The following is a 25,717-nucleotide window of genomic DNA, read 5'->3' as shown; positions in this document are numbered from 1 at the left end:
TTATCGAGCCAGCGGGCCTCGTGCTGGCTCGATATTCGGAAGGCTTTTGCAAAACAAAGCGGCCCGCTTCTTGCGAAGCGGGCCGTTCTCAGTGGCGATGCCAGAAGCCGCAGACTTACTGAATCCCCTGGCTCGCCAGAAACTCCTCGTACGTGCCGCCGAAATCCCGCAGCGTGCCATCGGTGCGCACTTCGATAATGCGGTTCGCCAGCCCGCTCACGAACTCCCGGTCGTGCGACACGAAGATCAGCGTGCCCTCGTATTTCTCGAGCGCGATCTGCAGCGATTCGATCGATTCCATGTCCATGTGGTTGGTCGGCTCGTCCATCAGCAGCACGTTGTGGCGGCCGAGCATCAGCTTGCCCCAAATCATGCGGCCCTTTTCACCGCCCGACAGCACCTTCACGGACTTGCGGATGTCGTCGGCGTTGAAGAGCAGCCGCCCGAGCGTGCCGCGCACCATCTGGTCGTCGTCGCCTTCCTGGCGATACTGGTAGACCCAGTCGGTCAGCGTCTCGTCGTCCGGAAACTCTTCGTAGGTGTCCTGCGGCATGTAGCCGACATTCGCGTTTTCCGCCCATTTCACCGTGCCGCCGTCGAGTGCGGTTGCGCCCTTGAGCGACTTCAGGAGCGTGGTCTTGCCCGCGCCGTTCTCGCCGATGATCGCAATCCGTTCGCCCGGCTGCACGCTCAGGTCGAAGCGCTCGAAGATGGTCCGGTCGTACTTCTTGGTGATGCTGTCCGCGACCACGGCAATGTTGTACAGCTTCTTCTCGAAGTCGAAACGGATGAACGGATTCTGGCGCGACGACGGCTTGAATTCCTCGATCTTGATCTTCTCGATCTGCTTCGCGCGGCTCGTGGCCTGGCGCGCCTTCGACTTGTTCGCCGAGAAGCGGCGCACGAAGTCCTGCAAATCGGAGATGCGGTCCTTCGCCTTCTGGTTCGCGGCCTGCTGGCGTTCCTTCGCCTGCGTGCTCGCGAGCATGTAGTCGTCGTAGTTGCCCGGATAGACCTTCAGCGTGCCGTAATCCATGTCCGCCATGTGCGTGCAGACCTGGTTCAGGAAGTGTCGATCGTGCGAGATGATGATCATCGTCGAGTTGTACTGGTTCAGCACGTCTTCGAGCCAGCGAATCGAGTTGATGTCGAGGTTGTTGGTCGGCTCGTCGAGCAGCAGCACGTCGGGCTTCGAGAACAGCGCCTGCGCGAGCAGCACGCGCAGCTTCCAGCCCGGCGCCACGTTGCTCATCGGACCGTTGTGATCGGCGATTGCGATGCCGATGCCGTGCAGCAGCTCGCCCGCGCGCGCTTCGGCCGTATAGCCGTCGTATTCGGCGAACTTGGCTTCGAGGTCGGCGGCGCGCATGTAGTCGTCGTCGGTGGCGTCGGGGTTCGCGTAGATCGCGTCGCGCTCGGTCATCGCGGCCCACATTTCGGTGTGGCCCATCATGACGACGTCGAGCACGCGCATGTCCTCGTACGCGAACTGGTCCTGGCGCAACTTGCCGAGGCGGATGTTCGGCTCGAGCATGACGTTGCCGGAACTCGGTTCCAGGTCGCTGCCGAGGATCTTCATGAAGGTCGACTTGCCGCAGCCGTTCGCCCCGATCAGGCCGTAGCGATTTCCTTCCCCGAACTTGACCGAAATGTTCTCGAAGAGGGGCTTCGGCCCGAATTGCATGGTGATATTGGCAGTAGACAGCACAGCGCGTCCTTTTGAATGGTATACGGCGAAAAACCGCGTATTTTAGCAGTTTTTGCGATGGTTTTGCGGAATTCTCCGATAGCGGCGGCGCGAGAACGGGCCTCTTTGCGGTCCCCCGACGAAGCCGATTCCGGCCAAGCGGCGCCGTGCCGCGGCGAAAGCCCCAGCCCCAAGCGAAACGGGGCGCGGCAAGTCTGCCGCGCCCCGCGCTGCGTCGATAAGGCGTTACGTCGCCGGTTCAGGTCCGCTCGGCGATATACGCTTTCACGACGCTCGCGTCCGCAGACACGATATCGAATCTTTGTGGCAATTTTTCAAGCCCGACGAACGCCTGCGGCCGTTCCGGCTCACGCTTGAGCGCCTCGCGGATCGTCTCGCCGAATTTGATCGGCTGCGCGGTTTCCAGCACGATCATCGGCACGCCCGGCTGCAGGTTTTCCCGCGCGACTTTGAGTCCGTCGGCGGTGTGGGTGTCGATCATCGTGTCGTAGCGCTCGAATACGTCGCGGATCGCTTCCACGCGGTCGGCGTGGCTGCTGCGCCCCGACACGAAGCCAAACTCCTTCACGCGGGCGAAATCGCCGCTTGCCGCGAGATCGAAGCCGCCCTTCTCCTCGACGTCGCGGAACAATTGCAGCACGCGCGCCGGATCGCGGCCGAGCAGGTCGAACACGAAGCGCTCGAAGTTCGACGCCTTCGAGATGTCCATGCTCGGGCTCGTCGTGTGATACGTCTCGTCGGCCGAGCGCACGCGATAGATGCCGGTGCGGAAAAACTCGTCGAGCACGTCGTTCTCGTTGGTCGCGACGACCAGTTGCGCGATCGGCAGCCCCATCATCCGCGCGATGTGACCGGCGCACACGTTGCCGAAATTGCCCGACGGCACCGTGAACGACACGCGCTCGTCATTGCTCTTCGTCGCGGCGAAATAGCCCTTGAAGTAGTAGACGACCTGCGCCACGACTCGCGCCCAGTTGATCGAATTGACCGTGCCGATCTTGTGCGCGGCCTTGAACGCGTGGTCGTTGGAGACGGCCTTGACGATGTCCTGGCAGTTGTCGAAGTTCCCTTCCACCGCCAGATTGAAGATGTTCGGGTCCTGCAGCGAGAACATCTGCGCGGTCTGGAACGCGCTCATCTTTTTGTGCGGCGAGAGCATGAACACGCGCACGCCCGACTTGCCGCGCATCGCGTATTCGGCCGCGCTGCCGGTGTCGCCGGAGGTCGCGCCGAGGATGTTCAGCGTCTCGCCGTGCTTCGCCAGCGTGTACTCGAACAGATTGCCGAGCAACTGCATCGCCATGTCCTTGAACGCGAGCGTCGGACCATTCGACAGTTCCAGCAGCGACAGCGGCGCGCCGTTCTCGACACCGAGCGTCTTCAACGGCGTGATCTGCGCGGCGCTCTCCTCGTGGCGCACGTTGCTGTAGACCTGCGCGGTATAGGTCTTGCGCGTGAGCGAGCGCAGTTCCCCGGCGGGGATGTCGTCGCTGAATTTCGACAGCACTTCGAATGCGAGATCCGCATACGACAGCGTGCGCCAACGCGCGAGTTCATCGGCTGAGACACGTGGATATTCGTTTGGCAGGTACAGCCCGCCGTCCTTCGCGAGACCGCCGAGCAGGATGTCCGAAAACGTGTGGCGCTCGCCAATGCCGGCGCCGCGCGTCGAGATGTAATTCATGGCTTCGATCCTAGTTCAGCGCTTCCATGCGCAGCTTGGTCACGTTCGACACGACGGTGGAGAGCGCCTCGATCTCGCCGATCGCCACGTTCACGTTCTTTTCGACCGTCTCGTGCGTGATCAGGATGATGTCGGTTTCGCCCTTGTCGACGCCGTCGACCTGCTCCGATTCCTTCTGCAGCAACGCGTCGATCGAGATGCCTTTGTCGGCGAGGATGCGCGTGATGTTGGCGAGCACGCCCGTCACGTCCGCGACGCGCAGGCGCAGGTAGTATCCGCTCGTCACGTCGTCGATCGGCAGGATCGGCGTGTTCGAGAGGCTGTCGGGCTGGAACGCGAGATGCGGCACGCGATGCTCGGGGTCGGCCGTATGCAGGCGCGTCACGTCGACCAGGTCGGCGACCACGGCGGACGCCGTCGGCTCGGCGCCCGCGCCCTTGCCATAGTAGAGCGTCGTGCCGACCGCGTCGCCATGCACGACGACCGCGTTCATCGCGCCTTCGACGTTCGCGAGCAGGCGCTTGGCCGGAATCAGCGTCGGATGCGTGCGCAGTTCGATGCCCTTCTCCGTGCGCCGCGTGATGCCGAGCAGCTTGATGCGATAGCCGAGTTCCTCGGCGTAGCGGATGTCGACGGCCGACAGCTTGCTGATGCCTTCCACGTAGGCGCGCTCGAACTGCACCGGCACGCCGAACGCGATCGCGCTCATGATCGTGACCTTGTGCGCGGCGTCGACGCCTTCGATGTCGAAGGTCGGATCGGCTTCGGCGTAGCCCAGTTCCTGCGCGGCCTTGAGCGCGGTCGCGAAGTCGAGCCCGCGGTCGCGCATCTCCGAGAGAATGTAGTTCGTCGTGCCGTTGATGATGCCCGCGATGTACTGGATGCGGTTCGCCGTCAGCCCTTCGCGCAGCGCCTTGATGATCGGAATGCCGCCCGCCACCGCCGCCTCGAACGCGACCATCACGCCCTTCGCGCGCGCCGCCTCGAAGATTTCGCTGCCATGCACGGCGAGCAGCGCCTTGTTCGCCGTGACGACGTGCTTGCCGTTCGCGATGGCGCGCAGCACCAGTTCGCGCGCCGCGCCCGTCCCGCCGATCATCTCGCAGACGATGTCGATGGAAGGATCGTCGACGACGGCGTTGAAGTCATCGGTCACCGCGATGCCTGCGTCCGCGGCGGCCTGGGCCTTCGACGGCGTGCGCACGGCGACCCGCGCGATTTCGATGCCGCGGCCGGCGCGGCGCTTGATTTCTTCCTGGTTGCGGCGCAGTACCGTGAAGGTGCCGCTGCCCACCGTGCCGAAGCCCAGCAGTCCAACTTTGATCGGTTCCATGCAGCGTGAGTCTTATAGAAGGGTTAAGCGGAGTGACGTTTGCGATAACCGTCGAGAAAACGCGCGATGCGATGAATCGAATCCGCGAGGTCGTCGACGTTCGGCAGGAACACGACACGGAAATGGTCAGGCGTCGGCCAGTTGAAGCCCGTTCCCTGCACGAGCAGCGTGCGCTCTTCGAGCAACAGGTCGGTGATGAACTGCTGGTCGTCCTCGATCGGGTACATCTTCGGGTCGAGTTTCGGGAACATGTAGAGCGCGGCCTGCGGCTTCACGCACGATACGCCCGGAATGGCGGTGAGCATGTCGTACGCGAGCTCGCGCTGCTTGAAGAGGCGCCCGCCCGGCAAGATCAGGTCGTTGATGCTCTGGTAGCCGCCGAGCGCCGTCTGGATCGCGTACTGGCCGGGCACGTTCGCGCAGAGGCGCATCGACGCGAGAATGCCGAGGCCCTCGATGTAGTCGTTCGCGCGGCGGCGGTTCTCCTCGATCAGGCCGGAGATGAACATCCAGCCCGCGCGATAGCCGCACGAGCGATAGCTCTTCGACAAACTGTTGAACGTCACCGTCAGCACGTCTTCGGAGAGCGCGGCCACCGACGTATGCGTCTTGCCGTCGTAGACGATCTTGTCGTAGACCTCGTCGGCGAAAATGATCAGGCCGTGCTCGCGCGCGATCTCGATCAGGGAAAGCAGCAGTTCGTCCGAATACAGCGCGCCCGTCGGATTGTTCGGGTTGATGACGACGAGCGCCCGCGTGTTCGGCGTGATCTTCGCGCGGATATCGTCGAGATCGGGCATCCAGCCGGCGCCCTCGTCGCAGATGTAGTGGCGCGGCGTGCCCGACGACAGGCTCACGGCGGCCGTCCACAGCGGGTAGTCCGGCGCGGGCAGCAGCACTTCGTCGCCGTCGTTGAGGAGCGCCTGCATCGCCATCACGATCAGTTCCGACGCGCCGTTGCCGATGAAAATGTCGTCCAGTTCGACGCCCGTCACGCCCTTTTGCTGCGTGTAGTGCATGATCGCCTTGCGCGCGGCGAAGACGCCCTTCGAGTCCGAATAGCCCGACGACGACGGCAGGTTGCGGATCATGTCCTGGATGATTTCGTCCGGTGCGTCGAAGCCGAACGCGGCCAGGTTGCCGATGTTGAGCTTGATGATCCGGTGGCCTTCCTCTTCGAGGCGCTTCGCGTGCTCGAGGACCGGCCCGCGAATGTCGTAGCAGACGTTTTGCAACTTGTTGGATTTGAGGATCGGTTTCACGGCTGGCTGCTCTGGGTAATCAAGCGGACTAATCGGCGATGGTTCTTGACGGTGCGACGAGCGGCGTCGCGGGGAATTTTAAGCGACCGCGCCCGCTGCGGCGATTTTTTGCGCCGATCCGGGGCTCGGGTCACGGCTCGGATGGCGGCGCGGGCGAACGTCGGTGAACTGGCGGACGGCGGTCTGGCGTGCTTGCGCAGGATAAGTGGCGCGCGGCGCCGGGCCGGATCGGCCCAAGGTCGAGGCAGGTGTTGCGGACCAGATTGCGTGTCGATCGCGGCTTGTGGCGGCGCGGCGAGTGCAATGGATGCCGGTCGAGCGGTCTCGCCGGCTGGAAAGTTATAATTTAGCGGATTATGACCGACTTCCGCAATGCACCAATCGAAGGCGGCTCGCCGCCGGAATTGCCACGATCGGCCCAGCGATCGCCGAGCCGATTGGCCGCCGCGCGAACGACCGTCTGCCCTTCCCGCCATCCACGCCTGTCGGAAATATCGTTTTGAAACTACACCAGGAATCCAGCGGCGCGCTGAACACGATCACCAGTTACGGCGACGGCTACGTCGCCATCAACCTCGAACGGCACGAAGGCAGCATCATCGTGATGCCGGAAGGGGCCGTCATCGAGTGGCCGGTCTCTTCGTTCGAAGCGCTCGCGCCCGAGCACTTCGAAGCGCTCGTCGCGGCCGCGCCGGAAGTGGTGATCTTCGGCAGCGGATCGCGCCTGCGCTTTCCGCATCCGCGCCTGACCGCGCAGCTCGCGAAGCATCGCATCGGCGTCGAGACGATGGATTTTGGCGCCGCCTGCCGCACCTACAACATTCTGATGTCCGAGGGGCGCCGCGTCGCGGCGGCCTTGCTGATCGAAGCCTGATCCGGGCCTGAGCGCCGCTTTATCGCGCAGATTCACGAAATCGGGGCCGCAGTGCGGTAAACTCGCGGCCGTCGTCGCGGGAGCGGGCTCCGGCACGTCCATTCCGGCCGAGCAAACGGCCTGCCGACCGGCGCGGGACGCGTGTGAAAACTGGGCCGCCATTGCGGCGAGAGGCTTACGGCGGGTTCATAGGGAGCCCCAGCGCGCCGTGCCTGTGCTGCCGCGCCACGACGCGAGCCAGCTAGCCCCGCCTTGATCCCGTAAGCGTTCCATAAGGTTCGCCGCGCGATACTCGAGCCCTTTTTTGTTTTTGTTAGCGCCGCGCGTGCGGCATCGGACAGGTCGACTCTCATGAACGATACGCCTTCGCGGCTACCGCTCACCCGCCTAACGCTACTCCTCCTCATTCTCGCGCTCGCGCTGATCTGGTTCGTGCCGCTCGGGTTGCGCCACCTCGTGCCGAGCGACGAAGGCCGCTACGCTGAAATGGCGCGCGAAATGTTCGTCACCGGCGACTGGATCACGCCGCGCTACAACGGCTACAAATACTTCGAGAAGCCGCCGCTGCAGACCTGGGCGAACGCGCTGACGTTCGCCTGGTTCGGCATCGGCGAATGGCAGGCGCGGCTCTACACGGCGCTGACGGGCTTCGCGGGCGTGCTGCTCGTCGGCTACACGGGCGCGCGCGTGTTCAACGGCGTGACGGGTTTCTGCGCGGCGGTCATCCTCGCGACGGCGCCGTACTGGAACCTGATGGCCCACTTCAATACGCTCGACATGGGCCTGTCGTTCTGGATGGAACTGACGCTGTGCGCGCTCCTGCTCGCGCAGCGCCCGAACCTGCCGTCTCGCGAAGTGCGCCTGTGGATGTGGGTTTGCTGGGCCGGGATGGCCGCGGCGCTCCTATCAAAAGGGCTGGTCGGCATCATCCTGCCGGGCGCCGTGCTCGTGCTCTATACGCTGATTACCCGCGACTGGGCACTCTGGAAGCGCCTCTACCTCGCGAGCGGGCTGATCGTGTTCCTGATCGTCGCGGCGCCGTGGTTCATCCTCGTGCAGATCAAGAACCCCGAATTCTTCAATTTCTTCTTCATCGTCCAGCAGTTCAAGCGCTATCTCACGCCCGAGCAGAACCGTCCCGGCCCGTTCTATTACTTCGTGCCGGTGCTGATCGTCGGCTTCCTGCCATGGCTCTCGATCACCTTCCAGAGCGTGCGCCACGCGTGGAAAGTGCCGCGCCAACCCAACGGTTTCGCGCCCGCGCCGCTTTTGATGATCTGGACGGTCTTCATATTCCTGTTCTTCAGCGCATCGCATTCGAAGCTGCTGTCCTACACGCTGCCGATCGCGCCCGCCATCGCCCTGCTGCTCGGCGTCTACCTGCCGCTCGTCACGCGCGTGCAGTGGCACCGGCATCTGGTCGGCTACGCCGTGTTCCTGATCGCGGCGGCGTTCGGCGCGATCTTTCTCGGGCGCGCGGGCAGCGGACACACGCCGAACGCGCTCTATCGCGAGTTCCAGGTCTGGGTGTACGCGGCGCTCGCGGTGGCGTTCGTCGTGACGCTCGTTGCGTTGTGGCTCAACCGGCGCAGCACGATCGCGGCGGCGGTCGCGCTCGGCACGGCGTGGCTCTTGCTCGGCACGATCGCGGGTACGGGGCATGACGTCTTCGGCCGCGAAAGCTCGGGCGTGAAGCTCGTGCCGGCGGTCAAGGCCGCGATGGCGAAACTCCCGCCCGACACGCCGTTTTATTCGATCGCCAAGCTCGACCACACCATGCCGTTCTATCTCGGCCACACGATGATCATGGTCCAGGAAGCCGACGAACTGCGCTTCGGCGTCGAAACGGAGCCGCAGAAGTGGGTGCCGACGATCGACGAATGGGTGAAGCGCTGGGACGCCGACCGCTACGCGCTCGCGCTGATGCCGCCCGGCCGCTACGACGAATTGCTCGCGCGCCACGTGCCGATGGAGGTCATCGCGCGCGACGACCGGCGCGTGATCGTGGAAAAGCCCGCGGCACAAGCCCAGCCGTGAATCCCGTGAAACGATCGCACGGTCGTTCGGTAAGATGATTTAATCCGCTGAAATCGAGCCTCGAGACCTTTTACCGCCCGTAATGAACCCGATATCCTTCCTTTGCATCGTCATCGGCGTATTGTTGAACGCCTGCGCGCAGTTGTTGCTCAAAGCAGGCGTGAACGCCGTCGGGCACTTCGAATTCAGCCGCGAGAACATCCTGCCGGTCGGCTTGAAGCTTGCGACGCAGTGGCCGATCGTCGGCGGCCTGACGTGCTACGTGTTCAGCGTCGGGGTGTGGATCATCGGTCTGTCGCGGGTGGACGTGTCGATCGCCTATCCGATGCTCTCGCTCGGATACGTCGTGAACGCCTTCGCGGCGTGGTATTTGTTCGGCGAGGTGCTGTCGATGCAGCGCCTCATCGGGATTGGCATCATCCTCATCGGCGTCGCCATCCTGGCGCGCGGCTAAACCCTTCATTTTTAAGCAGATAGTCCATGAATCAGACATCGCTGCCTTTCCTTCCGTTCGTGCGCGCCGAGATCGACGAAGAGACGATCCAGGGCGTCGTCGACGTGCTGCGCTCGGGCTGGATCACGACCGGCCCGCAGAACCAGCAGTTCGAAGCCGAATTGTCGGCGTATTGCGGCGGCCGGCCGGTGCGCTCGTTCAACTCCGGCACGGCGACGATGGAAATCGGCTTGCGGATCGCGGGCGTCGGCGCGGGCGACGAAGTCATCACCACGCCGATGACCTGGGTGTCCACCAGCAACGTGATCCTGGAAACGGGCGCGACGCCGGTGTTCGTCGATATCGACCCGGCCACCCGCAACATGGATCTCGACCTGCTGGAGAAGGCGATCACGCCGCGCACGAAGGCGCTCATGCCGGTGTATCTGTCGGGCCTGCCGGTCGACATGGACCGGCTCTACGACATCGCGCGCGCCCACAAGCTGCGCGTGATCGAAGACGCCGCGCAGGCATTCGGCTCGACCTGGCGCGGCAAGCGGATCGGCTCGTTCGGCGACATCGTCTCGTTCAGCTTTCACGCGAACAAGAACGTGACGACGATCGAAGGCGGCGCGCTCGTCCTGAACAACGAGGAAGAAGCGGTCCTCGCGCAGAAATACCGGCTGCAGGGCATCACGCGCACGGGTTTCGACGGCATGGACTGCGACCTGCTCGGCGGCAAGTACAACCTGACGGACGTCGCCGCGCGGGTCGGCCTCGGCCAGTTGAAGCACGTCGAGCGGTTCACGGAAAAGCGCCGGCAACTCGCTCGCGTGTATTTCGAAGCCTTCGCCAACGGCGCGGCGGCGAAACTCGGCGTGGGGTTTCCCGCTCAGAATTTCACCGACAGCAACTGGCACATGTTCCAGATCGCGCTGCCGCTGGATCGCCTGAAAATGACGCGCGCCGAGTTCATGGCGCAGATGAAGGAACGCGGCATCGGCACCGGCGTGCACTACCCGGCGCTCCATCTCTTCACGCTGTATCGCGCGCGCGGCTTTCATGAAGGCATGTTCCCGCACGCGGAACGCTACGGCGCATCGACGGTCACGCTGCCGCTCTTCACGCTGATGAGCCAGGACGATGTGGCGCGCGTCGTGCGCGCCGTCGACGAGATCTGCGAGCAGTTCGGCCAATACGGCACCTAACCCCAAGGGAACCCAGCGCAACATGAGTCATACGGATTTTCTGCCGGCGGCGCCTGAAGTTTCGGTCGTCATTCCGGTCTACAACGAGGAAGCCGGCCTCGCCGCGCTTTTCGAGCGTCTCTATCCGGCGCTCGATGGGCTCGGCGCGTCGTATGAAGTGATCTTCATCAACGACGGCAGCCGCGACAAGTCGGCCGCGCTCCTCGCGCAGCAGTTCCATGTGCGTCCCGACACGACCCGCGTGATCCTGCTCAACGGCAACTACGGGCAGCACATGGCGATTCTCGCGGGCTTCGAGCAGTCGCGCGGTGAGATCGTCGTCACGCTCGACGCCGATTTGCAGAACCCGCCGGAAGAAATCGGCAAGCTCGTCACCAAGATGCGCGAGGGCTTCGACTACGTCGGCACGATCCGACAGCAGCGCCAGGACAGCTTGTGGCGCAAGAAGGCGTCGCGGGTGATGAACCGCCTGCGCGAGCGCATCACGCACATCAAGATGACCGACCAGGGCTGCATGTTGCGCGCCTACAGCCGGCACATCATCGACACGATCAACCGCTGCGGCGAGATCAACACGTTCATCCCGGCGCTCGCGTACACGTTCGCGCAGAACCCGATCGAAGTCGACGTCGCGCACGAGGAGCGCTTCGCGGGCGAATCGAAGTATTCGCTCTACAGCCTGATTCGCCTGAACTTCGACCTCGTCACCGGCTTTTCGGTCGTGCCGCTGCAATGGCTGTCGTTCATCGGCGTGATCCTGTCGACGGGGTCGGCCGCGCTGTTCCTGCTGCTGCTGATTCGCCGCTTCATGTTCGGCGCGGAAGTCGAGGGTGTGTTCACCCTCTTCGCCATCACGTTCTTCATGCTCGGCGTGATCATCTTCGCGCTCGGGCTGCTCGGCGAATATATCGGCCGCATCTATCAGCAAGTGCGCGCGCGGCCGCGCTATCTCGTGCAGACGATCCTCGAACAGCGCGACGGCCGCACGACGCTCAACAAGCCGCGCCAGGAAGCCGTGCAGACGGTCGCCGTGGTGCAGCGCGAGGAACAAGGGCGATGAAGCCGCGCGCCGTGGTCTTCGCGTATCACAACGTCGGCGTGCGCTGCCTGCAGGTGCTGCTCGCGCGCGGTGTCGAGGTCGCGCTCGTCGTCACGCACGAGGACAGCCCGACCGAGAACATCTGGTTCGGCAGCGTGGCGGCGGTGGCGGCGGAACATGGCATCGACGTGATCACGCCCGCCGATCCGAAAGCGCCCGAACTCTTCGACGCCGTGAACCGGCTCGCGCCGGACTTCATCTTCTCGTTCTACTACCGGCACATGCTGCCGGTCGAACTGCTCGCGACAGCGAAGCGCGGCGCGTACAACATGCACGGGTCGCTGCTGCCGAAGTATCGCGGGCGCGTGCCGACGAACTGGGCCGTCCTGCGCGGCGAGACCGAGACCGGCGCGACGCTCCACGAAATGGCCGCCAAGCCCGACGCCGGCGCGATCCTCGCGCAAACGCCGGTGCCGATTCTCCCCGACGACACCGCGAGCCAGGTTTTCGACAAGACCACCGTCGCCGCCGAGCAGACGCTCTGGCGCGTGCTGCCCGCGCTGCTGGCGGGCGAGGCGCCGCGCCTGCCGAACGACCTCGCCGCCGGCAGCTACTTCGGCGGACGCAAGCCCGAGGACGGCCGCATCGACTGGTCGCAGCCGGCAGCGCAGGTGTACAACCTGGTCCGCGCGGTCGCGCCGCCGTATCCCGGCGCGTTCACCGACATCGGCGACGAGCGCTTCATCGTCGCGCGTGCCCGGCTCGTGCCGGAAAGCGGCACGCCGGCCATCCCGGCCGGGCTTCTGCGAACCGTCGCAAATTTGCCCGCGGGCGTGGCCGTAGCGGATAATGCGCTGTTTGGCGTCTGCGGCGACCGTCGCGTGATCGCCATCCATGAATTGCGGCACAAAATTGCGAGCAGCAGCGCGGATCCAGCCGACGGCGAACGCGTCGTCAGTCCTGCCGACTTCGGCCGACTCACTCAATCCAATCGTCATTCATGAAAAAAGTCCTGATCCTCGGCGTCAACGGCTTCATCGGCCATCACCTGTCCAAGCGCATCCTCGAAACCACCGACTGGGAAGTCTTCGGGATGGACATGCAAACCGATCGCCTCGGCGACCTCGCGAATCACGAGCGGATGCACTTCTTCGAAGGCGACATCACGATCAACAAGGAGTGGGTCGAGTATCACGTGAAGAAGTGCGACGTGATCCTGCCGCTGGTCGCGATCGCCACGCCCGCCACCTACGTGAAGCAGCCGCTGCGCGTGTTCGAACTCGACTTCGAGGCGAACCTGCCGATCGTCCGCTCGGCCGTGAAGTACGGCAAGCATCTGGTGTTTCCGTCGACGTCGGAAGTCTATGGCATGTGCGCCGACGAGCAATTCGACCCGGAAGAGTCGCTGCTCTCCTACGGCCCGATCAACAAGCCGCGCTGGATCTATGCGTGCTCGAAGCAGTTGATGGACCGCGTGATCTGGGGCTACGGCATGGAAGGCCTGAACTTCACGCTGTTCCGACCATTCAACTGGATCGGCCCGGGCCTCGACTCCATCTACACGCCGAAGGAAGGCAGCTCGCGCGTGGTCACGCAGTTCCTTGGCCACATCGTGCGCGGCGAGAACATCAGTCTCGTCGACGGCGGCGCGCAGAAGCGCGCGTTCACCGACATCGACGACGGCATCGGCGCGCTGATGAAGATCATCGAGAACAAGGACGGCGTGGCGACGGGCAAGATCTACAACATCGGCAACCCGAGCAACAACTTCTCCGTGCGCGAACTCGCGAACATGATGCTCAAGCTCGCGAACGAATTCCCCGAGTACGCGCCGAGCGCGAAGGACGTGCAACTGGTCGAGACGTCGTCGGGCGCCTATTACGGCAACGGCTACCAGGACGTCCAGAACCGCGTGCCGAAGATCGACAACACGATGCAGGAACTGGGCTGGAAGCCGCTCGCCACGATGGACGACGCGTTGCGCAAGATCTTCGAAGCGTATCGCGGCCATGTCGGCGATGCCCGCAAGCTGGTCGAGCAATCGTAAGGGTAGCGCGTGGCTCGCATCGTCCTGAAGATCGACGTCGACACGCTGCGCGGCACGCGTGAAGGCGTGCCCAATCTCGCGCGCCTGCTCGACAAGTTCGGCGCCCGGGCCACGTTTCTCTTCAGCCTCGGCCCGGATCACACCGGCTGGGCGCTGCGGCGCGTATTCCGGCCGGGGTTTCTGAAGAAGGTGTCGCGCACGTCGGTGGTCGAGCATTACGGCGTCAAGACGCTGATGTATGGCGTGCTGCTGCCGGGGCCGGACATCGGCCGGCATGCCGTCGCCGAGATGCGCGCGATCCATGAGGCCGGTTTCGAATGCGGCATCCATACGTGGGATCACGTGTACTGGCAGGACAACGTGCGCCAGCGTGACCGTGCGTGGACCGCGGCGCAGATGCAGCAAAGCCACGCGCGCTTCATCGAGATTTTCGGCACCGCGCCCGTCACGCACGGCGCGGCCGGCTGGCAGATGAACGGCTACGCGTTCGAGCAGATCGACGCGTGGGGCATGCAGTATGCGTCCGATGGACGCGGCCACACGCCATATATCCCGGTGCTCGACGGCCGGACGCTCAAGCACATCCAGATGCCGACCACGCTGCCGACGCTCGACGAAGTGCTGGGCGTCGATGGCGTCGACGTGAGCAACGTCGCCGGGCATCTGCTGCAGCACACCGCGAACAATCCGCACGACCAGGTGTTCACGCTGCACGCCGAACTCGAAGGGCAAAAGCTCGCGCCGGTATTCGAGCAACTGCTTGCCGGCTGGCGCGCGCAAGGACACAGCTTCGCCACGATGGGCGATTATCATGCGACGCTGGACCGCTCGACCCTGCCCACGTACCCTGTGACGTGGGGCGAGATTCCGGGGCGCGCGGGCGAACTGATCGTGCAGCCGGGCTGAAATCCGGCCGACGCGCCGCTTTTCCCGCACCCTGGCAACCGAATCACGCAACCGAATAACAACAGGAGAAAACTTCGTGCCGATTGCAGTCGACCAGCCCGTTCCCGATTTCACCGCGCCCTCGACGGCCGGCGACTTCACGCTTTCCAGCCTGCGCGGCAAGAAGGTCGTCCTTTTTTTCTATCCGAAGGACAACACGCCGGGCTGCACGACGGAAAGCCTGCAGTTCCGCGACCTGTACGCGCAATTCCAGGCGGCGGGCGCCGAAGTGGTCGGCATCTCGCGCGACAGCGTGAAGTCGCACGACAACTTCAAGGCGAAGCTCGAACTGCCGTACACGCTGGTGTCGGACGCCGACGAAAAGATCTGCGCCCTCTTCGATGTCATCAAAATGAAGAAGATGTATGGCAAGGAAGTGCGCGGAATCGAGCGCTCGACCTTCCTTATCGATGCCAAAGGAATACTCCGGCGCGAGTTTCGCGGCGTGAAGGTGCCCGGGCACGTAGAAGCCATTGTGGACGCTGTACAAGCGGTTTGAGGCCGGTTATATTGGTCTGCAATGAGCGCCTGTCCACCCCATTCCTCCTGCCGTAGCGCCAGCCACCACGTGCCTTTCAGCGCGGTCGGCATGGATCCGGGCTACGCGGAAACGGCAAGTGCGAGGCGCCTCCGAATCGATGTCGAGCCGCTGATCCCCATGTCCGGGACGGCGGCTTTTTTGTTTGCGTCGCGTGAAAGCCACGCCCTGTGCCTGACGCGCGCGATGTCCCCGTTGCAAGCAACTTCCAAGGAGCCGATCGAAACTTAGGCGAACCGGCGTTTTCGACAACGAAGCGCGTCTCCGGGCGCAAACTGCACTAACCGTTTCAGTGTTACGGCTTGCAAGCAGGATGCGACAGGCGGCGCACGATATACGACCCGATTCCTTTCGAGGGAAACCATGCCTTTGCCTACCGCCCCCGCCAAGCTCGGCAACCTCCTGCCGTCTGAAGAATACAAAGCCAAAGCCCGGCCTGCGAAACAGTCGAAGAAGCAGGCAGAAGGCGACGAATCCGAAGCCGCCGACTACGCCACGGCCGAGAGCGCCGTCGGCAGTGCGCGGCCCGCCGCCAATGCGGCGAGCGCGCTGCATGCGGTCGCCAGCGAAACACTCGCCCGCGCCAAGGGCGCGACTGCTGAAGCCGAAGCAGAATCCGAAGCCAAAGCGCCCGCTCCGGCCGCGCGCAGCCGTCGCTCGAAACAGACGGCGGCGCTCCTGCAACCGGTGCCGTCGCCGGATGTCGATGACAGCGATGCCGTGAAACCCGCCGCGCGTGAAGCGCGCGCGGAAGCGCCCACGCCGGCAGCGGCGCCCGCCCCCGCGCTCGCCGCCGAACCGCGCATGCAGAACAAACGGCGCCAGCGCGGCCAGCCGGAAGTCGAGATGCGCAAGCTGTTCGTGCTCGATACCAACGTGCTGATGCACGACCCGAGTTCGCTCTTCCGCTTCGAGGAACACGACGTCTATCTGCCGATGATGACGCTCGAGGAACTCGACAACCACAAGAAGGGCATGTCCGAAGTGGCGCGCAATGCGCGTCAGGTGAGCCGTACGCTCGATGCGCTCGTGGCACACGTCGGCGAGATGTCGGCGGGCCTGCCGCTCGCGTCGCAGGGCAATCGCGACGCGCTCGGCCGGCTCTATTTCCAGACCACGCTCACGCATATCGAGCCGGTCGAAGGGTTGCCCGTCGGCAAGGCGGACAACCAGATTCTCGGCGTCGTGCGCGCGCTGCAGAAGGAGCGCCAGGACCGCCAGGTCGTGCTGGTGTCGAAAGACATCAACATGCGCATCAAGGCGCACGCACTCGGCCTGCCCGCCGAGGACTACTTCAACGACCAGGTTCTCGAAGACAAGGACCTGCTCTATTCCGGCGTGCGCGCGCTGTCCCAGGACTTCTGGACCAAGCACGCGAAGGGCATGGAAAGCTGGCAGGACACCAAGACCGGCACGACGTATTACCGCGTGACGGGGCCGCAATGCCAGTCGATGCTGGTCAACGAGTTCGTGTATCTGGAGCCGCAGAACGGCGAGCCGTCGTTTCATGCGGTCGTGCGCGAGCTGAATGGCAAGACCGCGCTTCTGCAGACGCTGCGTGACTACGGCCACCACAAGAACAACGTGTGGGGCATCACGGCGCGCAATCGCGAGCAGAATTTCGCGCTGAACCTGCTGATGAACCCGGACGTCGATTTCGTCACGCTGCTCGGCCAGGCCGGCACCGGCAAGACGCTGATGGCGCTCGCCGCCGGCCTCGCGCAAGTGCTCGACGACAAGCGCTACAACGAGATCATCGTGACGCGCGCGACGGTTCCGGTCGGCGAGGACATTGGTTTCCTGCCGGGCACCGAGGAAGAGAAGATGCAGCCGTGGATGGGCGCATTCGACGACAACCTCGAAGTCCTCCAGAAGACCGACGACGCCGCCGGCGAATGGGGCCGCGCGGCGACCCAGGAACTGATCCGCTCGCGGCTCAAGGTGAAGAGCATGAACTTCATGCGCGGGCGGACCTTCGTCGACAAGTACGTGATCATCGACGAAGCGCAGAACCTGACGCCCAAGCAGATGAAAACGCTCGTCACGCGCGCGGGTCCGGGCACGAAGATCATCTGTCTCGGCAATATCGCGCAGATCGACACGCCCTATCTGACCGAGGGCAGTTCGGGTTTGACGTATGTCGTCGACCGCTTCAAGGGCTGGACGCACAGCGGTCACGTGACGCTCGCGCGCGGTGAACGCTCGCGCCTCGCGGACTACGCTTCCGACATTCTTTAATCGGCGGCGGTTATTGAACGGCCCGGCAGGTTTGCTCCTGCCGGGCCGTTTTTCGTCCTGGCTGCGCAACACTTACGACGCAAAGCTAAAGTAATACATAAGGAAATCTTGCCGCAGCCCCGTGCGACCGGCTAGTATCGGCAGACTACCCCGCGTTCGCCCTTCTCAATGCGTCGATTCTGGTTCTTGCTGGTCGTTACACTCCTGCTCGCCGCGTGTGGCAGCGCGCCGCAGAAGCTATCGCACAAGCCAGCCGCCAGTTCCAATGCCTCCCGCACCTACGCCACGCCGTCCGATTTCCCCAATTTCGTCGACCACAGCGTCGGGCGCGAGGAAATCTCCATTCAGGCGATGTCGCTCGTCGGCGTGCCGTATCGCTGGGGCGGCAACACGCCGGAAGCGGGTTTCGATTGCAGCGGTCTCGTGCGATACGTCGTCGACCGGGCGGCTTCGGTGAACCTGCCGCGCACCACCGCCGACATGAGCAGCCGCGGCGAATCGATCGAACCGGAAGAAGTCGCGCCCGGCGACCTGATTTTTTTCAACACGACCGGGCGGCCGCATTCGCACGTCGGGATCTATGTCGGCAAGTTGCGGTTCGTGAACGCGCCGTCGACAGGTGGCACGGTGCGGCTCGATTACCTCACGAATCCGTATTGGGCGAAGCGTTTCGACGGGATCAGGCGCGTCGCGCCCGCGAAGTCGGCGCCGACTCCGTTCGACGCGCCGACTTACCTTGCGTCGCCGGGAGCCCCGGCGGCCGCCGATTCCGCGAGTTCCGCGCTCGCGCAGCAGCAAACACGGGCGGTTGTGCCGGGACGAACGCCGCCACAAGTTGCGACGTCCACCGACCGGTCCGAACCGGCGCCTTCCGCGCTTGCGTCGACGCAGCGGCAAGCGCGCGTCGCCGACGCACCGGCACGAACATCAACACCCGTCGCAGCTTCTAGCGATCCGTTCGAACCGCCGCCTTCGTCGTTGTCTGCGGCGGAGCGGCAGTCACGGCTGGCAAACGCGGCCACGCCGATGCCGGTGCGTGCCACGTCCGCCGACCCATTCGAACCGCCGCCACAAGCCCTCACTGCGGCCCAGCGTCAGGCGCAAGCAGCGGGCGCAGTGTCGCCCGCCGCGACCGCACCCGACCCGATCGCAGCCGCCGCCGACGCGTTCGAACCACCGCCGCCCACGGCCCGCCTCGCCGCCCAGCAGGCACGCTCGGTGCAGACGCAAACACCCCCCGCAGAGGAACCGCCGGCGCACGTAATGCGCGCATCGACCGGTTCGCTCGCCGCGCCGCGCCCGAGCGCCACGACCGACGATCCGATTGCCCGCTTCGCCAACGGCAGCAACTAACCCTCGCGCCCTGCTCTCTGCTATCGTGTCCCGATAATCTCGGCTAGATAGGAGCGCAACGTCATGGACCTGGGACTCGCCGGCAAGGTCGTCCTGATTACGGGCGGCAGCAAGGGAATCGGTTTCGCCTGCGCGCGCGCGTTTGCGGGCGAAGGCGCGAAAATCGCGATCGTTTCGCGCGACCCCGCCAATCTCGCCCGCGCCCGCGAGCAGCTCGCCCACGCGGGTTATCACGTGCATCTCGCGCGCGCCGACCTTCATGAAGCGCACAGCGCGCAGGACATCGTCGAGGAAGCGACGAGCGCGCTTGGCCCCATCGACATCCTGATCAACAGCGCGGGCGCGGCCAAGCGCTACGATCCCGACTTGCTCGACGCCGCCGCTTTCAGGGCGGCGATGGACGCCAAATATTTCTCCTATATCTACCCGCAGCAGGTCGTGCTCAAGCAAATGGCCGAGCGCGCGCGTGCGAATCCCGACGCGCAGCCGGGCGCGATCGTGAACATCATCGGAATGGGCGGGAAAATCGCGAGCGACATCCACATCGCGGGCGGCGCGGCGAACGCGGCGCTGATGCTCGCGACCGTCGGCCTGGCGCATCACTACGCGAAGCTCGGCATCCGCATCAACGCGATCAATCCGGGCGCGACGCTCACCGAACGCGTCGAGGAAGCACTCGTGCTGGAGGCGCAGCAACAAGGCGTCACGCGTGACGAAGCGCTGGCAGGCGGGCAGTCGAGGGTGCCGCTCGGGCGTTATGCAAAACCGGAGGAAATCGCCGACGTCGCGCTCTTTCTGGCGAGCCGCCGGGCGAGCTATGTATCGGGCGCGATCATCCCGATGGATGGAGTCTCGGCGCCGCTCATCTGAGCAGCGCCGGAGAGAGCGACTACAGGAAGTGGTGGCCGAACCACCAGCCGGCCGCCGCGAGTCCGGCCGACGCCGGAATCGTCAGGATCCACGCCCAGACGATGTTGCCCGCGACGCCCCAGCGCACCGCGCTGAATTTCTGCGTCGCGCCGACGCCGACGATCGCGCCGGTGATCGTATGGGTCGTGGACACCGGAATGCCGAGCATCGACGCGACGAACAGCGTGATCGCCCCGCCCGTTTCCGCGCAGAAACCGCCGACGGGCTTGAGCTTCGTGATCTTCTGGCCCATCGTGCGCACGATCCGCCAGCCGCCGAACAAGGTGCCGAGACCCATCGACAGATAGCATCCGCCGATCACCCAGACAGGCGGCGCTTCGGAGATCGACGACGCATAGCCCGTCGCGATCAGCAGCATCCAGATGATGCCGATGGTTTTCTGCGCATCGTTGCCGCCGTGCCCGAGCGAATAAAGCCCCGCCGACACGAGTTGCAGGCGCCGGAAACGCCGGTCGACCCGCGATGGCGGCGTGCGGAAATACATCCACGACACGAGCAGCATGAAGAACGAGCCGAGCACGAAACCGAGCAGCGGCGAGATGAAAATGAACGAAAGCGTTTTCAGCAGGCCGTCGACGTTGAGCGAACTCCAGCCCGACTTGGCGAGCGCCGCGCCGACCAGCCCGCCGATCAGCGCGTGCGACGAACTGGACGGGATGCCGTAGTGCCAGGTGACGATGTTCCAGCCGATCGCGCCGACGAGCGCGCCGAAGATCACGTAATGGTCGACGATGTTCGGATCGATCGTGCCCTTGCCGACCGTGGCCGCGACCTTCAGGTGAAAGATGAAATACGCGATGACGTTGAAAGCGGCCGCGAATGCAACCGCCTGCTGCGGCTTGAGCACGCCGGTCGAGACGACCGTCGCGATGGAATTGGCGGCGTCGTGGAAGCCGTTCATGAAGTCGAACACGAGTGCGACCAGGACGAGCGTGGCGACAGCCCAGATGGCGAGTTGAATCGAATGCATCGGTGGTGGTTTTTTTACCTGTTCTTTGACGCGATTGACGGCTGGTTAAGCGCCGCCCGGAAAGCCGGCCGAGCCGCTCGCCGGCCCCGAGGCCTCAGGCGTTTTCCAGCACGATGCCTTCGATGATGTTCGCGACGTCCTCGCACTTGTCGGTGATCGTTTCGAGCAGTTCGTAGATCGCCTTCAGCTTGATCAGCGTCTTGACATCGTCTTCCTCGCGGAAGAGCTTCGACATTGCCGCGCGCAGCACCCGGTCCGCGTCCGATTCCAGCCGGTCGATTTCCTCGCAGATCTTCAGGATTTCGCTCGCCCGCTTCATGTCGGCGAGCAGTTCGACCGCCTTCTGCACCCGCACCGACGTGGCCGTGCAGATATGCGCGAGTTGGCTCGCCTCCGACGTTACGTGCCGCACGTCGTACAGGAAAATGGCGGTGGCGACGTCTTCCATCAGATCGAGGATGTCGTCCATCGTCGTGATGAGCTTGTGGATTTCGTCCCGGTCGAGCGGCGTGATGAACGTCTTGTGCAGCAGGTCGATGGTTTCGTGCGTGAGCTTGTCCGCGCGTTTTTCGTTGGTCTGGACGTTCTGCTTGTGAATTTCGGCGTCGTCGAGGTTGTCGATCAGCAGTTCGAGCTCGCGGCTCGCATCGACGATGCACTTCGCGTGCGCATTGAAAATTTCGAAGAATTTGCCCTCGGTGGGCATGAATCGACCGAACATGAAAATCCCGATAGATGGGTCAATATGGGGCTGACATCAAAGCGTCACATTGTACCCTTTGCGCGACAGCCGGCGCACTCGCGCCGGCTCGCGCATGTTCTTGCAAGATGGCCGCGTGATAGCGGCCGATTGACGCGCGGCGTTACTCGCCGTAGAAGCTTTGAGCGCCGGCGAAGTTGTCGAACTTCGTGTACTGGCCGTGAAAGGTGAGGCGCACCGGCCCGATCGGCCCGTTACGCTGCTTGCCGATGATGATTTCCGCCGTGCCCTTGTCGGGACTGTCGGGGTTGTAGACTTCGTCGCGGTAGATGAAGAGGATCACGTCCGCGTCCTGTTCGATGGCGCCGGATTCGCGCAGGTCGGACATGATCGGCCGCTTGTTCGGGCGCTGCTCGAGGCCGCGATTCAACTGCGACAGCGCGATCACCGGCACGTCGAGTTCCTTCGCGAGACTTTTCAGCGAACGCGAAATCTCCGAGATTTCCGTCGCACGGTTTTCGCCGCTGTGCCCCGAGCCCGACATCAACTGCAAATAGTCGACGATGATGAGCCCCAGCTTGCCGCACTGCCGGGCGAGACGCCGCGAGCGCGAGCGCAATTCCATCGGGTTCAGGCCGCCGGTTTCGTCGATGAAAAGCTGCGCCTCGCTCATTTTTTGCACCGCGTGCGTGAGCTTCGGCCAGTCTTCGTCGGTCAGGCGTCCGGTTCGCATGCGGTGCTGGTCGAGCCGGCCGACCGAGCCGAGCATACGCATCGTCAATTGCGTGCCCGGCATTTCCATCGAGAACACCGCGACCGGCAGTCCGTATTCGACGGCCACATATTCGCCGATGTTCATCGAAAACGCGGTCTTGCCCATCGACGGGCGCCCCGCCACGATGATCAACTCGCCGCCGTGCATGCCGGACGTCATCCGGTCGAGGTCGACAAAGCCGGTCGGCGTGCCGGTGACGTCGCTCGGATTGGCGGTGTGATAAAGCGTGTCGATGCGCTCGACGACCTGCGTCAGCAGCGGCCCGATTTCGAGGAAGCCCTGCGTGCCGCGCGCCCCGGCTTCGGCGATCGAGAACACCTTCGCTTCGGCTTCGTCCAGCAACTGGCGGACTTCCTTGCCTTGCGGATTGAAGGCGTCGGCGGAAATTTCGTCGGCGACTGAAACGAGGCGCCGCAACACCGCCCGGTCGCGGACGATTTCGGCATAGCGGCGGATATTCGCCGCGCTCGGCGTGTTCTGCGCGAGCGCATTCAGGTAGGCGAGCCCGCCGACCTCCTCCGCCTTGCCCGCCGTGGAGAGCGCTTCGTGGACGGTGATCACGTCGGCGGGCCGCGTGGTCGCGATCAGCTTGCCGATGTGTTCATAAATGATCCGATGGTCGTAGCGATAGAAGTCGCTGTGCGACATGACATCGGCGATGCGATCCCACGCCGCGTTGTCCAGCAGCAGGCCGCCAATCACGGACTGCTCGGCTTCGATCGAATGCGGCGGGACTTTCAGCGCATCGAGTTGCGGATCTTTCGACGGAGCGTTCATGGGGTGAAATTATCGATGAAATGATCGGCCGCGGCCAACAAAAAAGGCAGGAACCGCGCGCGGTTCCTGCCCTTCTTTTTTTACAGCGTCAGCTTCGAGCGTGAGTCACGTTGGTGACTGACGCCCGCGGCCTCAAGCGTGTTCGCCGAGCACCGACACCGTGACGTCGACCACGACGTCCGTGTGCAGCGCAACTTGCACCGAGTGGTCGCCGACCAGCTTCAGCGGGCCTTCCGGCATGCGAACCTGCGCCTTTTCGACTTCAGCGAAGCCTTGCTTCTTCAGCGCGTCGGCGATGTCCGCGTTCGTCACGGAACCGAACAAACGGCCGTCGACGCCGGCCTTCTGCGAGATCTGCACGGTCGAACCGTTCAGCTTTTCGCCTTGGGCCTGAGCGGCTGCCAGCTTCTCGGCGGCGACCTTTTCGAGGTCGGCGCGACGCACTTCGAACTCGGCGATGGCGTCCTTCGTGGCACGGCGAGCTTTCTTGCCGGGGATCAGGAAGTTACGTGCGAAGCCATCCTTGACCTTGACGATGTCGCCCAGGTTGCCCAGGTTGACGACTTTTTCCAAAAGAATGATTTGCATTTGGCTGTTCCTTTTTTACGTCGTCTGATTAGGCCTTGTGCAGGTCGGTGTACGGCAAGAGCGCGAGAAAACGCGCGCGCTTGATTGCCGAGTCGAGCTGACGTTGATAGTGGGCCTTCGTACCCGTCAAACGAGCCGGCGTGATCTTGCCGTTTTCGCCGATGAAGTCCTTGAGCGTTTCCGTGTCCTTGTAGTCGATGGTATCGACGTTGGCAGCCGTGAAACGGCAGAACTTCTTGCGCTTGAAGAGCGGGTTTTGTTGCTGACGACGTTTGTCGAATTTCTTACCAGTCGGGCGGGCCATGTTCAGTCCTTTCCAATGTCCTGCAATTCTGTGATGTGAAACACCAGGGTTCGCGCGTTGCGGCTCTTTTTCGCCAGAAAGCCGGTGAAGCGCGTTTCCACGCCCATCGGACAGCTTTCCAGCCTGCCGCTCGCCTCACCGGCTGCGACCGCCGGCATCGTCAATTCGATCTGGCGGGTAATGCCCGCTTCGACGACTTCCGTGCGGTGATGCAACGTGCAGCTTGCTATCGGTACGCCGGCGGGTGTGTACCGCACCGGTTCGCGTTCCACGACGCAAGCTGAAAGTTGCAGCCGGTTCATCTAGTTCCTGGTGGCTTGACGACCCGAAGTCGTCCTTAAGCCTGCGCTTCGGTCGGCTGCGAGGCCGCCTTCTTGGCTTCTTCGCGCTGCACTTCCTTCATCATCGGCGACGGGCCGGTTTCGGCCTTCTTCATCTTGACGATCAGGTGGCGCAGGACCGCGTCGTTGAACTTGAACGCGTGTTCGAGTTCTTCGAGCGTTGCCTGGTCGCACTCGATGTTCATGCAGACGTAGTGAGCCTTCGCGAGTTTCTCGATCATGTAGGCCAGTTGGCGACGGCCCCAGTCTTCGATACGGTGGATCTGGCCACCGTGCGTGGCGATCGTGCTCTTGTAGCGCTCGATCATGGCGGGCACCTGCTCGCTCTGATCGGGATGCACGATAAATACGATTTCGTAATGACGCATATTCACTCCTTGTGCTGACTTGTGGATTAAAGCCACCCGGGCGTCGGACCGGTGCGGCAAGTGAGAAGCCCAAGAGTGTAACCTTGACCGGACTCCCGCGCAAGTCGGAGCGACATTTCGCGATTTACTTCCGCTGTCTTTTCAATGATTTAGCGCTCGTAGCCCGAAGTTACGCCGCAGGCATCAGGGCGCGCGGCTCCAGTAATCCGGCTGCGCGTAGATTTCCTTCAGATAATCAATGAAGTAGCGCACTCGCGCCGGCACGTAGCGCTGCTGTGGATAGACCGCGAGGATGTCGTAGTCGGGCAACGCGTATTCGTCGAGGACGGTTTCCAGTTCGCCCGCCGCCAGCTGGCGCTGGATTTCCCACGTCGAGCGCCAGCCGAGCCCAAGCCCTTCCGACATCCACCGGTGCAGCAATTCGCCGTCGTTGCAGTCGAGATTGCCCGACACGCGCACGGTCGCGAGCTTGCCGTTGCGACGGAAATACCAGCCGCGGTTTTGTCCACCCTGCAGATTGAACGCGAGGCAGTTGTGCGCCGGGAGGTCTTCGAGCGTTTTGGGCTTGCCGTGCTTCTTGAAATACGCCGGCGTGCCGCACACGACGCGCCGGTTGGTCGCCAGCTTCACCGCGACGAAGTTCGGATCGACCGCTCCGCCGATCCGGATCGACAGATCGTAACCCTCGCGCACGAGGTCCACGACGCGGTCGGTCAGATTGAACGACATCTGCAATTCCGGCTTGTCGGCGATGAAGGCCGGCGCGTGCGGCGCCACGTGCATCCGTCCGAACGCCGCCGGCGCCGATACGATCAGGTGCCCATTCACCGCGCGCCGGCCGGCGGTCAGTTCGTTCTCCGCCTGGTCCCACTCGGTCAGCAGGTTGCGGCAGCGGTCGAGAAACGCCGCGCCGTCTTCGCTGACAACGAGGCGCCGCGTCGAGCGGTACATCAGTTTCACGCCGAGGCGCTTTTCCAGCGCATCGATGCGCCGCCCGAGAATCACCGGCGACACGCCCTCCTCCAGCGCCGCAGCCGCGAGGCTGCCGGCTTCCGCGACGCGCACGAACGTTTCTATCTGCTTGAAGCGGTCCATCTCCTGTCTCCTGACTACTGACCGTGTCCGTGTTTCGAACCACGATTCGATACTTTTTGTTTCGAAGAAAGCGACCTGAGCTGATCTTATCAAACCTTTAGTGGAGGCTTAAAGTCCACCTCAACCCTGCTCAACAGCAGTCAGAGACATTCGGAAGAATCAACGGAAGG

24 protein-coding genes are annotated in these 25,717 nt (G+C 63.7%); 12 read left to right on the top strand and 12 right to left on the bottom strand.

Annotated features, from left to right (window positions below):
- Window positions 1–115: 115 nt before the first annotated feature.
- From AWB68_RS18660 to AWB68_RS18645, 4 genes are all read right to left on the bottom strand, one after another.
- Window positions 116–1,708: an ABC-F family ATPase gene (locus tag AWB68_RS18660; protein ID WP_087645829.1), complete on the bottom strand. Its 1,593-nt coding sequence runs from the start codon at window positions 1,706–1,708 to the stop codon at window positions 116–118.
- A gap of 238 nt (window positions 1,709–1,946) precedes the next feature.
- A complete protein-coding gene (thrC, locus tag AWB68_RS18655) occupies window positions 1,947–3,392 on the bottom strand; it encodes a threonine synthase (RefSeq protein WP_087645828.1) in 1,446 nt (481 codons plus the stop codon).
- A gap of 10 nt (window positions 3,393–3,402) precedes the next feature.
- Complete coding sequence (locus AWB68_RS18650) at window positions 3,403–4,725, bottom strand: homoserine dehydrogenase (protein ID WP_087645827.1); 1,323 nt, start codon at window positions 4,723–4,725, stop codon at window positions 3,403–3,405.
- Window positions 4,726–4,748: 23 nt separating this feature from the next.
- Window positions 4,749–5,987 (bottom strand): pyridoxal phosphate-dependent aminotransferase, encoded by a 1,239-nt coding sequence (locus tag AWB68_RS18645; protein ID WP_087645826.1) that lies wholly within the window; start codon window positions 5,985–5,987, stop codon window positions 4,749–4,751.
- A 499-nt stretch (window positions 5,988–6,486) separates the two neighbouring features.
- Here AWB68_RS18645 and AWB68_RS18640 point away from each other — a divergent pair, with 499 nt between their 5' ends.
- The 12 genes from AWB68_RS18640 (at window position 6,487) to AWB68_RS18575 (ending at window position 19,569) form a co-directional block, all read left to right on the top strand.
- Entirely contained in the window at window positions 6,487–6,861 is a 375-nt protein-coding gene (locus AWB68_RS18640) for an Mth938-like domain-containing protein (RefSeq protein WP_087645841.1), read from the top strand.
- A 351-nt stretch (window positions 6,862–7,212) separates the two neighbouring features.
- Window positions 7,213–8,898 (top strand): glycosyltransferase family 39 protein, encoded by a 1,686-nt coding sequence (locus AWB68_RS18635; RefSeq protein WP_087645825.1) that lies wholly within the window; start codon window positions 7,213–7,215, stop codon window positions 8,896–8,898.
- Between the two features lie 82 nt (window positions 8,899–8,980).
- On the top strand, window positions 8,981–9,352 hold the full coding sequence (locus tag AWB68_RS18630; RefSeq protein ID WP_087645824.1) for an SMR family transporter: 372 nt from the start codon (window positions 8,981–8,983) through the stop codon (window positions 9,350–9,352).
- 26 nt (window positions 9,353–9,378) lie between these two features.
- On the top strand, window positions 9,379–10,539 hold the full coding sequence (locus AWB68_RS18625; protein ID WP_087645823.1) for a DegT/DnrJ/EryC1/StrS family aminotransferase: 1,161 nt from the start codon (window positions 9,379–9,381) through the stop codon (window positions 10,537–10,539).
- Window positions 10,540–10,561: 22 nt separating this feature from the next.
- Window positions 10,562–11,599, top strand: coding sequence for a glycosyltransferase (locus tag AWB68_RS18620; RefSeq protein WP_087645822.1), 1,038 nt, complete (start codon window positions 10,562–10,564; stop codon window positions 11,597–11,599).
- Entirely contained in the window at window positions 11,596–12,582 is a 987-nt protein-coding gene (locus AWB68_RS18615; RefSeq protein WP_087645821.1) for a formyltransferase, read from the top strand. The genes AWB68_RS18620 and AWB68_RS18615 overlap by 4 nt, the downstream gene beginning before the upstream one ends.
- Entirely contained in the window at window positions 12,579–13,625 is a 1,047-nt protein-coding gene (locus tag AWB68_RS18610) for a bifunctional UDP-4-keto-pentose/UDP-xylose synthase (RefSeq protein ID WP_087645820.1), read from the top strand. Before AWB68_RS18615 ends, AWB68_RS18610 begins: the two co-directional genes overlap by 4 nt.
- A 9-nt stretch (window positions 13,626–13,634) precedes the next feature.
- Complete coding sequence (locus AWB68_RS18605; protein WP_087645819.1) at window positions 13,635–14,531, top strand: polysaccharide deacetylase family protein; 897 nt, start codon at window positions 13,635–13,637, stop codon at window positions 14,529–14,531.
- 76 nt (window positions 14,532–14,607) lie between these two features.
- On the top strand, window positions 14,608–15,069 hold the full coding sequence (locus tag AWB68_RS18600) for a peroxiredoxin (protein ID WP_087645818.1): 462 nt from the start codon (window positions 14,608–14,610) through the stop codon (window positions 15,067–15,069).
- A gap of 402 nt (window positions 15,070–15,471) precedes the next feature.
- Window positions 15,472–17,346 carry a PhoH family protein gene (locus AWB68_RS18585; protein WP_087645816.1) on the top strand — a complete coding sequence of 625 codons (1,875 nt, stop codon included), beginning with the start codon at window positions 15,472–15,474 and terminating at the stop codon, window positions 17,344–17,346.
- 168 nt (window positions 17,347–17,514) lie between these two features.
- The gene (locus AWB68_RS18580; RefSeq protein WP_087645815.1) at window positions 17,515–18,699 is read left to right on the top strand and encodes an NlpC/P60 family protein; all 1,185 of its coding nucleotides are present in this window, start codon (window positions 17,515–17,517) and stop codon (window positions 18,697–18,699) included.
- 63 nt (window positions 18,700–18,762) lie between these two features.
- Entirely contained in the window at window positions 18,763–19,569 is an 807-nt protein-coding gene (locus AWB68_RS18575) for an SDR family oxidoreductase (protein WP_087645814.1), read from the top strand.
- Between the two features lie 19 nt (window positions 19,570–19,588).
- On the opposite strand, the gene AWB68_RS18570 is transcribed toward AWB68_RS18575, so the two are convergent.
- From AWB68_RS18570 to AWB68_RS18535, 8 genes are all read right to left on the bottom strand, one after another.
- Window positions 19,589–20,599 (bottom strand): inorganic phosphate transporter, encoded by a 1,011-nt coding sequence (locus AWB68_RS18570; protein ID WP_087645813.1) that lies wholly within the window; start codon window positions 20,597–20,599, stop codon window positions 19,589–19,591.
- Between the two features lie 94 nt (window positions 20,600–20,693).
- Window positions 20,694–21,320: a DUF47 domain-containing protein gene (locus tag AWB68_RS18565; protein ID WP_087645812.1), complete on the bottom strand. Its 627-nt coding sequence runs from the start codon at window positions 21,318–21,320 to the stop codon at window positions 20,694–20,696.
- Between the two features lie 142 nt (window positions 21,321–21,462).
- Window positions 21,463–22,851 carry a replicative DNA helicase gene (locus AWB68_RS18560; RefSeq protein ID WP_087645811.1) on the bottom strand — a complete coding sequence of 463 codons (1,389 nt, stop codon included), beginning with the start codon at window positions 22,849–22,851 and terminating at the stop codon, window positions 21,463–21,465.
- 132 nt (window positions 22,852–22,983) lie between these two features.
- Complete coding sequence (gene rplI, locus AWB68_RS18555; protein WP_087645810.1) at window positions 22,984–23,439, bottom strand: 50S ribosomal protein L9; 456 nt, start codon at window positions 23,437–23,439, stop codon at window positions 22,984–22,986.
- Window positions 23,440–23,467: 28 nt separating this feature from the next.
- Complete coding sequence (rpsR, locus tag AWB68_RS18550) at window positions 23,468–23,743, bottom strand: 30S ribosomal protein S18 (RefSeq protein WP_087645809.1); 276 nt, start codon at window positions 23,741–23,743, stop codon at window positions 23,468–23,470.
- A gap of 2 nt (window positions 23,744–23,745) precedes the next feature.
- Window positions 23,746–24,045, bottom strand: a complete 300-nt coding sequence (priB, locus tag AWB68_RS18545; RefSeq protein ID WP_087645808.1) for a primosomal replication protein N — start codon at window positions 24,043–24,045, stop codon at window positions 23,746–23,748.
- Window positions 24,046–24,080: 35 nt separating this feature from the next.
- A complete protein-coding gene (gene rpsF, locus AWB68_RS18540) occupies window positions 24,081–24,452 on the bottom strand; it encodes a 30S ribosomal protein S6 (protein WP_087645807.1) in 372 nt (123 codons plus the stop codon).
- A gap of 183 nt (window positions 24,453–24,635) precedes the next feature.
- Window positions 24,636–25,547, bottom strand: coding sequence for a LysR family transcriptional regulator (locus AWB68_RS18535; RefSeq protein ID WP_087645806.1), 912 nt, complete (start codon window positions 25,545–25,547; stop codon window positions 24,636–24,638).
- Window positions 25,548–25,717: the final 170 nt, after the last annotated feature.

The sequence above is a fragment of the Caballeronia choica genome, assembly GCF_001544535.1.
Classification (GTDB): domain Bacteria; phylum Pseudomonadota; class Gammaproteobacteria; order Burkholderiales; family Burkholderiaceae; genus Caballeronia; species Caballeronia choica.
Note: the sequence above shows the minus strand (reverse complement) of the source record. Positions and strands in the feature narration are given on the sequence as shown.

Excerpts from the sequence above, each read along its gene's own strand:
- AWB68_RS18560 (WP_087645811.1), bottom strand. The coding sequence starts at position 22,851 with ATGAACGCTCCGTCGAAAGATCCGCAACTCGATGCGCTGAAAGTCCCG.
- AWB68_RS18585 (WP_087645816.1), top strand. The coding sequence starts at position 15,472 with ATGCCTTTGCCTACCGCCCCCGCCAAGCTCGGCAACCTCCTGCCGTCT.
- rplI (WP_087645810.1), bottom strand. The coding sequence starts at position 23,439 with ATGCAAATCATTCTTTTGGAAAAAGTCGTCAACCTGGGCAACCTGGGC.
- AWB68_RS18575 (WP_087645814.1), top strand. The coding sequence starts at position 18,763 with ATGGACCTGGGACTCGCCGGCAAGGTCGTCCTGATTACGGGCGGCAGC.
- AWB68_RS18615 (WP_087645821.1), top strand. The coding sequence starts at position 11,596 with ATGAAGCCGCGCGCCGTGGTCTTCGCGTATCACAACGTCGGCGTGCGC.
- rpsR (WP_087645809.1), bottom strand. The coding sequence starts at position 23,743 with ATGGCCCGCCCGACTGGTAAGAAATTCGACAAACGTCGTCAGCAACAA.
- AWB68_RS18535 (WP_087645806.1), bottom strand. The coding sequence starts at position 25,547 with ATGGACCGCTTCAAGCAGATAGAAACGTTCGTGCGCGTCGCGGAAGCC.
- priB (WP_087645808.1), bottom strand. The coding sequence starts at position 24,045 with ATGAACCGGCTGCAACTTTCAGCTTGCGTCGTGGAACGCGAACCGGTG.
- AWB68_RS18620 (WP_087645822.1), top strand. The coding sequence starts at position 10,562 with ATGAGTCATACGGATTTTCTGCCGGCGGCGCCTGAAGTTTCGGTCGTC.
- AWB68_RS18625 (WP_087645823.1), top strand. The coding sequence starts at position 9,379 with ATGAATCAGACATCGCTGCCTTTCCTTCCGTTCGTGCGCGCCGAGATC.
- rpsF (WP_087645807.1), bottom strand. The coding sequence starts at position 24,452 with ATGCGTCATTACGAAATCGTATTTATCGTGCATCCCGATCAGAGCGAG.
- thrC (WP_087645828.1), bottom strand. The coding sequence starts at position 3,392 with ATGAATTACATCTCGACGCGCGGCGCCGGCATTGGCGAGCGCCACACG.
- AWB68_RS18565 (WP_087645812.1), bottom strand. The coding sequence starts at position 21,320 with ATGTTCGGTCGATTCATGCCCACCGAGGGCAAATTCTTCGAAATTTTC.
- AWB68_RS18650 (WP_087645827.1), bottom strand. The coding sequence starts at position 4,725 with ATGGAACCGATCAAAGTTGGACTGCTGGGCTTCGGCACGGTGGGCAGC.
- AWB68_RS18610 (WP_087645820.1), top strand. The coding sequence starts at position 12,579 with ATGAAAAAAGTCCTGATCCTCGGCGTCAACGGCTTCATCGGCCATCAC.
- AWB68_RS18580 (WP_087645815.1), top strand. The coding sequence starts at position 17,515 with ATGCGTCGATTCTGGTTCTTGCTGGTCGTTACACTCCTGCTCGCCGCG.
- AWB68_RS18570 (WP_087645813.1), bottom strand. The coding sequence starts at position 20,599 with ATGCATTCGATTCAACTCGCCATCTGGGCTGTCGCCACGCTCGTCCTG.
- AWB68_RS18635 (WP_087645825.1), top strand. The coding sequence starts at position 7,213 with ATGAACGATACGCCTTCGCGGCTACCGCTCACCCGCCTAACGCTACTC.
- AWB68_RS18630 (WP_087645824.1), top strand. The coding sequence starts at position 8,981 with ATGAACCCGATATCCTTCCTTTGCATCGTCATCGGCGTATTGTTGAAC.